The 14128-nt window shown below is 43.8% G+C and carries 13 protein-coding genes; 5 read left to right on the top strand and 8 right to left on the bottom strand.

Features of this window, described 5'->3' with window-relative positions:
- Positions 1-176: 176 nt before the first annotated feature.
- Entirely contained in the window at positions 177-878 is a 702-nt protein-coding gene (gene rsuA, locus A8L45_RS17755) for a 16S rRNA pseudouridine(516) synthase RsuA (protein WP_175402018.1), read from the bottom strand.
- A gap of 437 nt (positions 879-1315) precedes the next feature.
- On the opposite strand from rsuA, the gene A8L45_RS17750 reads away from it, so the two are divergent.
- Together A8L45_RS17750 and radD are read left to right on the top strand one after the other, a co-directional pair.
- On the top strand, positions 1316-1783 hold the full coding sequence (locus A8L45_RS17750) for a GNAT family N-acetyltransferase (RefSeq protein WP_068904704.1): 468 nt from the start codon (positions 1316-1318) through the stop codon (positions 1781-1783).
- A gap of 82 nt (positions 1784-1865) precedes the next feature.
- Positions 1866-3605 carry a DNA repair helicase RadD gene (gene radD, locus A8L45_RS17745; RefSeq protein ID WP_068904703.1) on the top strand — a complete coding sequence of 580 codons (1740 nt, stop codon included), beginning with the start codon at positions 1866-1868 and terminating at the stop codon, positions 3603-3605.
- 19 nt (positions 3606-3624) lie between these two features.
- Here the strand turns inward: radD and A8L45_RS17740 are convergent, their stop codons facing one another.
- Positions 3625-4023 carry a hypothetical protein gene (locus A8L45_RS17740; RefSeq protein ID WP_068904702.1) on the bottom strand — a complete coding sequence of 133 codons (399 nt, stop codon included), beginning with the start codon at positions 4021-4023 and terminating at the stop codon, positions 3625-3627.
- Positions 4024-4330: 307 nt separating this feature from the next.
- Here A8L45_RS17740 and rplY point away from each other — a divergent pair, with 307 nt between their 5' ends.
- Positions 4331-4609, top strand: coding sequence for a 50S ribosomal protein L25 (rplY, locus tag A8L45_RS17735; protein WP_068904701.1), 279 nt, complete (start codon positions 4331-4333; stop codon positions 4607-4609).
- Between the two features lie 107 nt (positions 4610-4716).
- Here rplY and A8L45_RS17730 read toward each other — a convergent pair whose 3' ends face one another.
- From A8L45_RS17730 to A8L45_RS17720, 3 genes are all read right to left on the bottom strand, one after another.
- Positions 4717-4980 (bottom strand): DUF1289 domain-containing protein, encoded by a 264-nt coding sequence (locus tag A8L45_RS17730; RefSeq protein ID WP_068904700.1) that lies wholly within the window; start codon positions 4978-4980, stop codon positions 4717-4719.
- A gap of 250 nt (positions 4981-5230) precedes the next feature.
- On the bottom strand, positions 5231-7594 hold the full coding sequence (locus tag A8L45_RS17725) for a DNA polymerase II (RefSeq protein WP_068904733.1): 2364 nt from the start codon (positions 7592-7594) through the stop codon (positions 5231-5233).
- A 262-nt stretch (positions 7595-7856) separates the two neighbouring features.
- Complete coding sequence (locus A8L45_RS17720; protein ID WP_245680760.1) at positions 7857-8774, bottom strand: DMT family transporter; 918 nt, start codon at positions 8772-8774, stop codon at positions 7857-7859.
- Between the two features lie 285 nt (positions 8775-9059).
- On the opposite strand from A8L45_RS17720, the gene A8L45_RS17715 reads away from it, so the two are divergent.
- Positions 9060-9749, top strand: a complete 690-nt coding sequence (locus A8L45_RS17715; RefSeq protein WP_068904698.1) for a DUF2786 domain-containing protein — start codon at positions 9060-9062, stop codon at positions 9747-9749.
- Between the two features lie 306 nt (positions 9750-10055).
- A complete protein-coding gene (locus tag A8L45_RS17710) occupies positions 10056-11081 on the top strand; it encodes an OmpA family protein (RefSeq protein WP_068904697.1) in 1026 nt (341 codons plus the stop codon).
- A 70-nt stretch (positions 11082-11151) separates the two neighbouring features.
- On the opposite strand, the gene A8L45_RS17705 is transcribed toward A8L45_RS17710, so the two are convergent.
- From A8L45_RS17705 to A8L45_RS17695, 3 genes are all read right to left on the bottom strand, one after another.
- A complete protein-coding gene (locus tag A8L45_RS17705) occupies positions 11152-11754 on the bottom strand; it encodes a gamma-glutamylcyclotransferase family protein (RefSeq protein WP_068904696.1) in 603 nt (200 codons plus the stop codon).
- 207 nt (positions 11755-11961) lie between these two features.
- Positions 11962-12207, bottom strand: a complete 246-nt coding sequence (locus A8L45_RS17700; protein WP_068904695.1) for a Rho-binding antiterminator — start codon at positions 12205-12207, stop codon at positions 11962-11964.
- 644 nt (positions 12208-12851) lie between these two features.
- A complete protein-coding gene (locus A8L45_RS17695; protein WP_068904694.1) occupies positions 12852-13997 on the bottom strand; it encodes an amidase family protein in 1146 nt (381 codons plus the stop codon).
- Positions 13998-14128: the final 131 nt, after the last annotated feature.

Here is a 14128-nt window from a genome sequence, read left to right as displayed (position 1 = left end):
CCTGCAAATGACAAGTGAAGCGAGACTTATCTCACAAATTTTCTATTTGCATAGTAACATGAGATTAATTCCCAGTAGGAAAGAATGCGTTTCTCGACGGTTGATACGACGCTGTGTAAACCTATTTTGTAAAATACGTGTTTACACTCATCGCCGTATCAGATGACGCTGAAGGATTATTTAGTCGCCAGAAAGGACGCAACCTCGGCTTCAGTAAGTGCCCTATACTCTCCAGGCTCTAGTTCAGGGTCCAACGTTAACTGACCAACGCTTTCGCGGTGCAACGCCTCTACCTTATTACCGACAGCTGCAAACATGCGCTTTACCTGATGATATTTACCTTCATGGATAGTGAGTAAGACCTCATCATCGGTAACTCTTTCCATCTGGGCAGGAAGCGTCAGCTCTTTTTCACCACGCAATTGAACGCCCGATGCAAATTGCCTTTCGGTGTCCGCAGCCGCAGGTTCTGCCAACCAGACTCTGTAAGTTTTATCGCATTTATGTCTTGGCGAAGTCACTCTGTGTGACCACTGGCCATCATCAGTTAAAAGTAGCAAGCCCGTTGTATCCCCATCAAGGCGACCTGCGATGTGAAGCTTTTCTGCGCCAATCTCGTCAAGAAGGATAAATACAGTTGGATTGTAAGCATCATCATGGGAGCAAACATAGCCTGAAGGCTTGTTCATCATAAAATATCGCGGGCCGCTGAGTCGGAGCGCTACACCATCGAATTCAACATCGGCATCTTCCTCAATTTTGAGGGAACCATTTTTTATCGCCGTCCCGTCCAAAGTGACACGCTCTTCTTTTAAAAGCCTGGCAGCTTGCTTGCGGGTTATACCCAAGGTTTCGCAAAGAAATTTATCCAACCTGATCATCGTTTTTCCAGTACTCATTTAGACGGGGCAATATATACCTGATTCTTACTCGACGATCACCCGGTTTCTGTCCACCATCACCTGCTAATAATAAAAAACACTAAATCACCCAAACGATGACATGAGAGGAAAATAAGAAAAAATACAGATATCCATTACTGAAAAAAGGGTTAAAAATGTGAAATCAGACACTTTTGAGTAGATAATAAATGAAACTTGATTGGTATTTAAGCAATTGAAATCTATATCACAAAGACGAGGAATAAATGGTGAACAAAGCGAAAGAAACAGGTGCCAGAGTTGCAGTCTGGGGGCTAAGTTTCTATAACTAATGGGTGTCAGATACAACTGAAATTTTTTGACAGGAAAGTCGTCTTTTTATATGTGCAACCAGCACGCATCTGACCTATCACCCTTCGATTAGGAAATAGTGTATGAATATTTCTCTGAAAGAGCCTTCTGTCGACTCAATGCACAAACTTATAGAACTATCAAAAGAACTGCATGACCACGAGGCCCTCTCTTTCGACCCCGAACACACACAGAAAGCTTTTGAGTTCTTAATGGATTCCCCCTCATATGGTGATGTTTTTCTCATTCACGCAGAACAAGATGGCCACCAAGAAATAGTAGGGTTTGTCGTTCTTTGTTATAGCTTCAGCGTTGAGTTTGGTGGTCAGATAGCTGTTATAGATCAAATATTTATTAATCGTTCTTGGCGCCGACAGGGAGTAGGTTCGCACGTATTGCCGATACTTGAAGATAAGGTTAAACAACGGAAGTGTCAGGCAGTGATCTTGGAAGTCAATATTGGAAACAGTGGTGCGCGCGAGTTTTATGAGCAATTTGACTACACCCCAAGAAGGCAGCATTGCATTATGTCAAAACGAGTCGCCGTTTAGTTGTAATTCAGACCGTTAGCGTATATCCACGCTTTCAGATAAACTTGGCAGCCCTGCGCTGCCATTTTTTATAGTCATAGTTATGTATACCCTACGTCCATATCAATCTGACGCTGTAAAAGCTGTTGTTCATTACTTTCGTCATCACCAAAGTCCAGCCGTTGCTGTTTTGCCAACCGGTGCAGGTAAAAGTCTGGTCATTGCTGAACTGGCAAAGCTCGCTCGGGGGCGTGTGCTTGTTCTCGCCCACGTCAAAGAGCTGGTCGAACAAAATCATGAAAAGTATGAGGGTTATGGACTTGAAGCAGGGATCTTTTCTGCCGGGCTTGGTCGAAAGGAAAGTCATCACAAAGTGGTATTTGCATCCGTGCAGTCGGTGGTGAGAAACCTTGATGCATTTAAAGAGGAATTTTCGTTACTGGTCATCGATGAATGTCATCGGGTTCCCGATGACAAAGACAGTAGCTACCGCAAAGTGATCAGCCATTTACAGAGTATTAATGCCGGAATAAAAGTACTGGGCCTGACAGCGACCCCCTATCGACTGGGTATGGGTTGGATTTATCAGTTCCATACTGCTGGCAGGGTCAGAAGCGAGAACCCAAGGTTTTTCCGTGACTGTATCTTCGAACTACCAATCCGCTTTTTACTCGACGAGGGTTTTCTCACCGAGGCAAAGCTTATTGACGCACCGGTCCTGAGCTATGACTTTTCTGCTCTTAAAGCGTCATCGACTGGTCACTACAAAGAAGCAGAAATGGATAAGGTCATTGCCAATGCTCCCCGGGCGACGCCACAGATCATCGAACAGGTCTTAAAATATGCAGAACAACGACAAGGAGTCATGGTATTTGCTGCCACTGTTCGCCATGCCGAAGAAATATTGTCGTTATTGCCCGCGGAGCATTCTGCCCTGGTGATCGGCGACACCCCACAGGAGCAACGTGATCAAATTATTCAGGACTTCAAGCAGCGAAAGATCAAATTTCTGGTAAACGTATCAGTGCTGACAACGGGTTTCGACGCCCCACACGTCGATCTTATCGCGATACTTCGCCCAACCGAGTCGGTCAGTCTGTATCAGCAAATTGCTGGACGAGGGCTACGACTATCGCCCGGTAAAGAAGATTGCCTCATTCTTGACTACGCAGGTAATGTCTACGACCTCTATCAGCCAGAGATTGGCGAACCAAAACCAGATAGCGACAGTGAGATTGTAACCGTTCCCTGCCCCGGATGCGGTTTCAACAATAATTTCTGGGGAAAGCTGGATAGTAATGGTTTTTTAATTGAGCATTATGGCCGGCGCTGTCAGGGATTTTTTGAATTGGACGGTGAGCGGGAGATTTGTGGTTATCGCTTTCGGGCGAAATTTTGCGATGAGTGTGGTGCAGACAATGATATTGCTGCCCGCCGCTGCCATCAATGCGACCATGCACTGGTTGACCCTGATAAAAAGCTGCGCGAAGCGCTGAAACTTAAAGACGCTCTCATTCTTAGTTGTACTGACATGCATTTGACAGCGGGGAAAAACAAATTTGGTAAGCCACAGCTTAAAGTGACTTACGTAGGCAATGAGGGGGCTGAAGTGCATGAAATGTGGCAACTCTCTACACAGAAGCAAAAAAAGGACTTTCTTGCTCGCTTTATTAACCCTCATCTTGTTGATAGACACAGACCGTTCACTGATACCGCACCATCAAAAGTTGTCCGATCTGAGCACAGGCTTCGTCCACCGGATTTTGTAGTTGCGCGCAAAAATGGCAGATTCTGGGCAATCAGAGACAAGATCTTTGATATCACCGAGCAGCCAGAAACTTAAACGTCATTTTACTTTTCGGTTATGAAGCTCCGCCAAAGTCCTGTGGACCAAACTTATTGACGGCCCAGACATAAAGAGCGCGTAAGGGAAAACCAAGTTCTCGGAGCTGGTCATCAAATACCTGATTGACCTGCTGTTTGCTCAACGGTAACTGATGGCGGAATTGACACAATACATCATGTACCAAGGTCGCGTGATACGTCCATGGCAGGCCGCAGCGCAACGCGCCATCTGGCGTCCCGACAGTGAAGAGGCCAAGAGGCTGCCACTTCGGCGTCGCGCCATCCCACGCATACCCAGATCGTATGGTTAGCGTCTGATCTTTAATCGAGAACCATGCATTACTGAACTCAACATCACCAAACGCCTGATGCTGGTAATGAAATGGCTCACTGAGATAATAAATCCAAACTTTCATCCATACGACCTCGGTATACTACGGGAAATGACTGCTCGGTTTTATGTTCATTAACATAGCGAGAAGTGTGTTTTTATTGTCCCTGTATTGCCTCGTAGTGCCTGTAACAGTTCTAGGATGCCGACGAATAAAAAACTGGATAAATAAGCGGCAACTGAATGCTATTTATGAAAAAATATTCGTTTAAACGGTGATTGGCTTGTTATTCAATAAGGCCAATGTTAGTATCCGCGCTCACTTTAAGTGGTACCACGTTAGGTCGCTAAACGCGGTACTTGTTTTTAACTCTATACATTGAGTATTTATTATGAAATTTGAAGCAGTAGTTCGTACTGAGCAGGGTAAAGGTGCGAGCCGCCGCCTGCGTCACGCTGACCAATTCCCAGCTGTAATCTACGGCGGTAAAGAAGCAGCAGTTGCAGTCGCTCTGGACCACAACCAGGTTATCAACCAAATGGATAAGCCAGGCTTCTACGAAGCAATCACCTTGGTTATCGATGGTAAAGAAGTGAACGTGAAGCCTCAGGACATTCAACGTCACCCATTCAAGCCAAAAGTTATGCACATGGACTTCATCCGCATCTAATTGCGTTTGATAACCTGTGACATACCACTCGTTTGGTTTGAATAGAAAAGCGCCTTAATGGCGCTTTTTTTGGATTTGATTGATAACTCTCTGAGTACTTGCTGTCACTAGAAATCATCAAATAGGGGTCGCTGCGGAGAAACCTCTTCGCGATACTCATTTTCTCTTTGTTTTGCCAATCTGGCGCGTGAAATGCGAAGGTAACGCTGACGACATAACCTGATGACTTGCAGGCGTTGGTCGCCACTGAGATCGTTCCAATGAAACCGTTCATCCCGACTGCGGAAGCAGCCTTTACAGTATCCTTTATTATTTACCTGACACACTCCAATGCAGGGACTGGGCACATCAAAAAAATCCAGTTGCTCCACAATGCTCTCCTTACCACCTGCTTTCATTCAAGCTACGTTTTGCCAATTTTGCAACGAATAACAGGACAAATAAGATTTTCACTCGCAGATTTACTGTACTCCTGCCTACTATTTAGCGTTTCGGATCAGTATCTTTTCGATGTATAGAAATAGAAAACACACGCCGTTAGCTTTTTCATATTTAAACACGTCAGCAAAGTTTTAGTCTTTATACTTGCCAACTATCTACACTAAGATAATCCAAGCTCCACTAAAATAATCCAAGTTGTGGTAGAGATAGCGTCGCAAAGTCTTTGCCAATAAACGGAAGAATGCCATCTGCAATGGGCTTGAGCTGCTTATCAACGTAATGTTGATAATCTATCGGGCTTTCAAGTGCCTCTTTCGGCTCTGGTCCATGAATGGTAATGAGATACTCTATCCAGCCGCCATTTTGGTATTGCAGTTGTCGTCCCAATTTCTGGTTTATCTCATCAGCGCGTCTGGCAGCTCTAACATGCGGCGGGACATTTTTCTGGTATTCATCCAGCTTGCGTCTCAACCGCTTACGATAAACGAGCTTATCGTTGTACTTTCCGTTTAGTGTATCATCAACCAACTGACGAACATACTCATCAATGTCCTGACCATCAAAAACTTTGGCGTAGAGGCTTTTCTGAAAGTCTTGAGCCAGTGGGGTCCAGTCGGTACGGACTGTCTCAAGCCCTTTAAAGATAATCTCTTTCTGTCCGTCACGCTCAATTAAGCCTGCGTAGCGTTTTTTACTGCCGGTATCCTGACCTCGGATTGTTGGCATCAGGAACTGTTGATAGTGCGTCTCGTATTCAATTTCTAATGCAGACGCCAATTGATAGTCATTAGATAAGTGTTCAACCCACCACTGATTTATATATTCAGCCAACTCTCTTCCGACTTTGTCAGCCTCCGGTTGACTAAAGGCGCGACCAAACGAGACAAAGGTAGAATCTGTATCGCCGTAAATTACCTCATAGCCTTTTTCCTCAATCAGCCGACGGGTTATTTTCATGATCTCGTGACCGCGCATGGTGATAGATGATGCAAGTCGGTGATCGAAGAAACGACAACCTGAAGACCCTAATACGCCGTAAAAGGAGTTCATGATGATTTTTATGGCTTGAGAAAATGCTTTCTCACCCTGACGCTTCGCTTCATCCCTCGCCTGCCACAAATCCTCAATCAAGGCAGGCAAGAAATGTTTATTGCGGTGAAAGATACCTCCCCTGAATCCCGGTACTGTCTTGGTCTCTATATCCGCTTTTAACCCCTCAATTAAGCCGAGGGGGTCAATGAGAAAGGTCTTAATAATGGATGGATACAGCGACTTGTAATCCAGCACCACCACAGATTGATAAAGGCCGGGCTTGCTGTCCATCACATAGCCACCGGGACTTGCGATCCAGTTTTCACTGGCCAATGTTGGCGCTACATACCCTGCCCGGTGTAAACGGGGAAGATAGAGATTGGTGAACGCGGCAACAGAGCCACCGACTCTGTCAAGTTCAATACCGGTAAGGCGTGAACGCTGGATGAAAAATTCCAGCAAATGAGTAGAATCAAAAATCCGATTAACCAGCACACAATCCTGAAGATTATATTTCGCCAGTGCGGCCTTATCCTCAGCAAACATTCTGTTGATTGATGCCATTCGGTCATGAGGGTTATCAATCGCTTTCCCCTCACCAAGCATTTGTTGTGACACTGATTCAAGCGACCATGAGCTAAAGCTATAAGTTGCCGTTTTTAGTGCATCGATACCGTCAATGACCACACGTCCGGGAATCGTGATGAACCCTTGCCTGCCTTTACTGCTGTCACGCCAGTGTGCTTTTTCTCTTCCCCGTCCAAGAGTAAGGGGTATTCGATGATATGCGGCACGTTTTACTAAGAGACGGAAATCAAAGTCAATCACACTCCAGCCAACGACGACATCAGGGTCGTAGGTGTGAAACCATAAACAGAGTGCTTGTAAAAGCGCAGACTCAGACGGAACCCATTCAATCCATTCAGGCCTCTCATCTTGCTCTTTTGGATCGCCTATCATGATCACCCGACTGTCCATCTCACTGTCAAGACCGACTGAATACAGAATGCCCTTTTCTGAGCACTCGATGTCGAGAGAAACACGTGATAATGGTCTTTGATATTCCGCCGCTTTTAACTTTACGTTCCGGTATTCAGTAAAACCGTGTTTGTCTGATTTATCTCCGGTAAACAACATGCCACCGCAGATAAACCTCTCCATAAGATAGCGGTCTGTCAGCCGAATGTCTGATTCAAATGGATCAAACCCTTGTGATTGCAGCAAACGTGTTGCACGTTGACAAGCATTGAGCGTATTAAAGTACACGCCCACCACCTTAGTATGGGAAAAGGTGTGGAGATCTAGCGGCTTGGTATAGTGAGTGATATTTTCTTGATCCAGTAAATTAACCGCGCTTTGTTGATCGATTTCTGGAAGAAAAAAAATCGGCCTTTCTCCCTGAATAACAAGTTTGGCTGGCCCGCCATCGGTCTGCACCCAAAATACCATCTCAGTAGTGCCTCTGACGTCTCTGCTGTGTCGGCTAATTAAAAAACCTTGTTGGTATTGCAAATGTTCCTCGGTCTCTGTGGACAACACTATGCTTTGCCAGTTGAACAGATACTATTTTTGGCATGAAAGAAAAAATGAGATCATCCATACCAACTGTTCAGCTCGCTCGTTTTTACCCAGTAAAATAGAAATGGGCATTTTTGATGAAGTATAGAGATAAGTGTATGAGACTCGAGATAGAGATACTATGCCAACGCATCTTTTTGCTCAATTAGCACTCAAACATTGGCATTATCGTGTTAACACGCAGAAAAACGGAATACTATTCAGCAGCTACACTTTGTGACTTACCGAGAAAGGTTATCGCGATTCCGAAGAGGATGACTGTGCCAGCAATCAACAGTCTTAAATTAAGTTGCTCGCCCATAAATAGGATGGCAAACAATCCTGCAATAACTGGCACTGACATTTGCATCACGCCAGACTGAATGGACGTAAATTGTTTAACGACCCAGTACCAAGCAACATATCCGAGCGCTGACGCGAAAGCACCAGATAGTGCAGCGAGAGTTAACCCTTCAACCGACATCTTCATCGCTGGCATATTGAGTAGAAATAATGGCCCGATAAATACAAGGCTCAAAGTAAAATTAACTTTACTACTCAACAGCATAGAAACACTCATTCTTTTGCCCAGAATACTATATAGTCCCCAAGCTATGCCTGATACCGCCATAAGTGTGATCCCCCATAAATCAGGTGAATGAAAACCTGGAGAGACCAAATAACCCAAACCGCAGACAGAGACGAGGATACCTATACTCTCGATACCCGAAGCACCTCCTTCCTGCCAGTGAGCATAAGTCAGCATTGTCAACTGTACAAAGGCAAACAATACCAATGCACCTATTGCTGTATCTAAATACATATAGGCAAAAGAAAACGCTGAGGCATACAAAAAGAGCATCGCGGCAGCCAACCAATACTCGACGGGAGCCTGAAAGAAAGAAAATGTCTGTTTTTTTGTTTCTTCTGGAGAATCGTTGAGGCTAACCGGGTCACTGAAAAATAGCAGTAAAACGGATAGCATGATTGCCCCTGAAATCAGCCTGACAGATGTGAAAGTAGCGGGATCAATCATGTCACTGTCCAGTGCCATCCGACAAAGAACTGAGTTCGCTGCAAAAAAAATTAAGGCAAGTAATGCCATACTCGTCTTCTTGATATGTACCCTAGACACTGATCCCACTTTCCTCTTCATGAATGATCTCTACAGTAAGACCTAAAGAACGAAAAAAACATTCATCACGGACAAAATTCTCTCATGGCCTTGCATATTCTAAAGCAATAATCGTGTCGTAATTTATTCGTTTTCCATCATGAAAATGTTAACGACGATTATTAAAAAAAGTACGTCGCTGTGCGAGAGCGATGTGTAAATTTGGATATGGATCCTACCTCTGGGTTTGGTAATTTTTATCGTAAAAGGTAGAATATCGCTCTTGTTTTTTTTCCGGGAAAGTAGATGTCTGAAGCCAAACGTAAAGCATTGAAAAAAATTGCCAAGTGTTTAGAACTAGGCAATTCCGCGAACATCAATGAAGCTGCACAGGCCATAAAGATGGCCCAGAGGCTGATGAAGAAATATGGTCTTGATCAGGATGATATTGACTTCATTAGTATGGGTAAAACGCGTTCAGAAACTTTACTTCCTACGAGCATAAGTGACGCAATTTTAAAAATTATTCGTGGCATAAATGCCCGTTTTGGCGTCGAGTGTGTCTTAATTAATCACAAAGGCCTGAAAATAGCTGAATTCATTGGCGATGCTGACAAAGCCATTTTTGCTGCCTTTGCATTTGACATTGTTTATCGAGAGATGAATGAAAACGTCGGTCAGTTTCGCAACAGCTTTGCAGGCTCAGGAACGTCTCAAAATGAACTGGCTAAACGTGTTCGCTCCTACACAATTGGCTGGCTTGAGGGAGCACTTGAAAAACTACCTAACATTGCAAATGACGAAGGGTCTGATAAGAAAATTAAGAGCTACATTGACAGCCAATTCAAGAACATAGATCGAGAGACATTCAAGAAGCAGCTGAAAGAAGCAATGAGCTCGATTACAGACGATTACGAAAAAGGGATGAAGAAAGGAAGACAAGTATCTGTAAGTCGTCCAGTTTCTGGCACACGGGATTTAAAACGTCTGGGTTAATAGGAACTATCCTCCCTCACATAACGTGATATCAGTCGAGAATTTATGGTCCGTGTCACTTAGCGACAACAAAGTTTCAAATTAGTTTCTCTTATTTGTGAAACACTCGTCTTATGGCGAGTGTTTTTTTTATTAAAAACAGATAATCAGAGGCTTCTCTCTTGTAGAGATTTGATAAACGACATAGTTTTATAGCGGCTCTGAGCTTTTTTTCAGTCTGTTGCTATTCTAAATAGAGTTTTAGGCTGTTTTCATTCTATGAATATCAGAGCAGGCATCTCACGCTATTTAAACGGAGAAACATTGATGAAGAAATCGATTATTAGCATGAGCTTGGCTCTTGCTATGTCACCACTGTATGTCAGTGCAGACAGTGAGGGATTTTATTTTGGGCCAAGGGTTGGCATGTCAATGCTCAATGACGCCTGCGCATCCGGCAGCGAGTGTGAAGATAAGAAAGTGGGTGCTGGTCTGCTGTTAGGGTACGGTTTTGACGACAGGCTCTCTGTCGAAGGGTCTTACGACTTACTGGGCAAATTTAAGACAAGCTTTGATGAAGAAAATGGCAACCGCGTGCTCTCTAATGGCAAGCTTTCTGCTTTGACCTTGGCACCTAAATTGGATTTCCCGATTGATGAAGTGAGTGATATTTACGGCAAAATCGGTATCAGTCGCTGGAACTGGGACAGTAAAGATGCAAAACAAGAGGGAACATCCCTTTTGGCTGCGTTAGGTTACGACAGACAGCTAACAGACCTGATAAACCTTCGCCTCGAATACCAACTCATGCGAGATCTGACGGACAATTATTTCCGTGGTGTTGATGCGCACTTTGTCAATCTTGGTATGACTCTTCACCTAGGCCGCACGAGCGCACAGCCTCCAGCTCCAGAACCTGTTGTTGTCGCCCCGATAAAGAAACCTGAACCACCGAAAAAACCAGTGGTTCAAGCGCCCAAGCGCTTGGTGCTAACTTCTGCTTCAGGCGTTGAAATGTTCAAAACCGGCCAATCCAGTCTATCTAAGAACGCACAGAATGAATTACTCCCGTTGTTGAGAAGACTGACCAAGTTTGAACAGGCAACCATTTCAGTAACAGGTTATACCGACAGCGTTGGTGCTGCAGCATTTAATCAGAAACTGTCTGAAAAACGCGCGCAAACCGTGGCTGACTACTTCACCTCTCGCGGCATTGATCCAAGCCGTATCACAGTGTCGGGCAAGGGTGAAGCAAACCCTGTTGCATCAAATGACACAGCGGATGGACGAGCGAAGAACCGTCGTGTTGAGATCACATCACCTGAGTTCTCTTATGAGGTTCCAGCAAACTAAACGCACAGTAAATGTATTCCGTAAAAACGCCTGATGGCGGTTTTTTTTTGCGGTAGGCAGTTAAAAAATACTAGTGGCTTTCTAATCTTACCTTTTTCATTTTTAGCAACAGATCAACATGTGCTTGTTTATTGGTATCAACACCTGCAACACGTTGATAAATAGGGTTATCTCTATCATTAAGAAAAGCGCAATCCCATCCGCTAGTTGAATCAATGAATGACTCAGCAAAAGCTGGCGAAAACTCTAAACATCCGACTAAAACAGTATCGATGTAACTTTGGACGATGGGGTGCTCTGGGCTCGGCATGACAACACTTTCAGTGACATAAACGTGTATCGGAAGGCTGCAGTCAATATTTTCGCCATTCATTACTTTCACACAAGTCTCAGAAAGGAAAGTTCTTTTGTATCCCTTCTCTCGCCTATCAAAGTCGCTGAGGGTGGCACTATCAACCTCTAAAAGCACACCATTACACGTTCCACTTCCTTCGGTAACGATAAGATGAGACATGACCTTTGAACCAGTATGACCCCATTGTCTGACCAGTCCCTCAACTTGCACAGGAATAACTGATTTAGTCTGACCTGTTATGGCTCGCGATGCGGAATTTATTAGGCTACCGTAGCCAAAGATATACCCTATTTCGTTTTCATTTTTAACTTTGACCATCTCTCTTTTTGTCCCCGATCCACGCTCAATAATTACTTTTAGGGGAATACTTTTTCTATAGAATGCCCATACCGCACTTACCCTTCGGGCGCATTTAATACTTACCTCTAAAGAGTATGCCCGGTCGCTGACACGCAGCTCAAGTCAACCAGTAAAATATGGAATCTCTTCAACAAAAAAGTACGACTCACACAGACACATTGTTAATTAGCTGACGCGAACAGTATCGAAATGTGGATTCTTATCTATTGCGATCATTTCTTTTATTTTATCCATTTCGATATCAATTTGATCACCGTTCTGTTCAAGGACTAAGTATTCTCTTTTCTCCGCAGTCACCTTCGTATCGACGGCTTTTCCCTCAACCCTGTCGCCGGATTTCATGACCAGCTCCACTTTTATTTTGTATAGGCAAGCGACTTCAATCACATCATGAGTATTACAATTGATCATCTTTATTCCCTCTATCTTTTCTGATTTATGTTTCAACAATATCCAAACCACTTAACTAATTTGTACGTGACAACAATGAGTTTCAATAGATCGTCAAATACACATCGCTGATTTCTCATCAAAAAAACACAAATATTAACAAAGATGATGATCATGCAGATCAAAGGTATGCTCGTGGTTTATCAGCAATCAGAGGCATTTAAACAGCGAATTGGTGGGAAGGACAAGCATGGACATTCGCCCTTAGAACAATAGTAAAATGCAACACTACAGGCTATGTGCATTAACAGATAAAAAACATCATGCCCAACAGGCTGAATACGACCACATTTACTGTCTTATATATGCGATTTTATATTAAATATCAGCCAATTACACAGCGATACAACAGAGTAATTCAACGGGTTATCCACAGTTTCTGTTGATAGCTCACTCCATATGATAACTCGTTTATAGCCATATATTTCAATAACTTATATCTAATTTGTCATTTTTTTAAATTTTTCTTGACGTTAATGGGAAAACTATAGTCTTACATGTGCACAATTTTAGCCACGAATGCCTGTATAAAAAGCGTGCAACATTGCCTTTCACCTCACATATATGAAAGGCAAAAAATCCCAAGGTTTACAACTCAAAAATATTTAAAACCAACGCGTAGCCGCATCAAAAAGCAAACGATCCTCATTTGGTCTTGCCAGTAGAGAGACCCCCATAGGCGCATCGTCATCAGAGAGAAAAGGAACAGTCAGTTGAGGTATACCTGCGACTTCAGCAATCGCAGTCAGTCGATGCTGATTCATTTGAAATTCATCATCCAGTTCGCCTTTTCTCGCGGGAGCCCCCCCCGGTGTTGAAGGAATAATGAGCAGTTCTCCGCTATTAATAGCACTGCACAACATCTCAGAAAAAAGGACTTTTTTCTTCTTAGCGTCAACCTGATCTTTAAAACTGAATCCGCGGATAGTATCCAAGAACCCTTGCGTTTCTGCATCTAACTCAGGTTTGTGTTGATCGAGCCACTGACCATATTCCATATCTACTTCTCGTCCAAGTATTACTGAGTGTATTTTCCCGGCTTGAGCAAGAATAAGCTTACTGATTGAAAAGTCCTCATCCAGTTCACAACTTAATTGATCAAGCTTTTCCTGAAAACACACCGTGAGTTCCTCTGAGAGTAGGCTGTTGAATAGACCGGAGGCATATTTAATACCGGAAAGGGGTAACATCTGCCGGTTACCAGTACACTTCTCATATATTTGCTGTAAAACAGGGGCTGATTTTGACAAAAAGCCCACTGAATCAAACGTTGTGCTTAAAGTGCGGATACCTCGAGAGTCGAAAATGCCTGGAGAGGGGCGATACCCATACAGACCGCAGTAAGAGGCGGGTATGATCACTCCTCCATTACAGGCATTCCCTAAGCCTACCGTTGCCTTGCCACTGGCAACAGCAACAGCGGCACCACTAGACGATCCACCAACCCGACATTTTCTCACCACCGGATTTCTCAGATCATTATAAAAGCTGTTTCGGCCACTGCTGCTGGTGCCAAAATCGTCAACCTGTCCTTTACCGAGCAGTTTGATCCCCGCCGCCATCAACTCTGCAACGACAGAAGCATCAGACTCCGATTTATCTTTTGACTCTGCCCAAGCAGGAATGCCAATACCAGTCACATGATCCCGAACGCTGACACAATCGCTGACAACTAATTTTTGGCTACTTAAAAGACCACGTGGCGTATCCTGACGACCCACCGCCTCTACCAGAAAGTCATCTCCAATCATCTCACCCTCACCAGCACTTATTATGATTTTTATTATTAGTGTAATACGTAAATATGGAATGTTATTCCCTATTCAATTATTGATCCCCTACCCTTCATAGTTATTGATATTCTCCATAAGGAGTGACATAA

Origin of the sequence: Veronia pacifica, from assembly GCF_001707825.1 — a bacterium.
GTDB lineage: Bacteria > Pseudomonadota > Gammaproteobacteria > Enterobacterales > Vibrionaceae > Veronia > Veronia pacifica.
The sequence above is the reverse complement of the archived record's forward strand: the minus strand, read 5'-3'. Positions and strand labels throughout refer to the sequence as shown.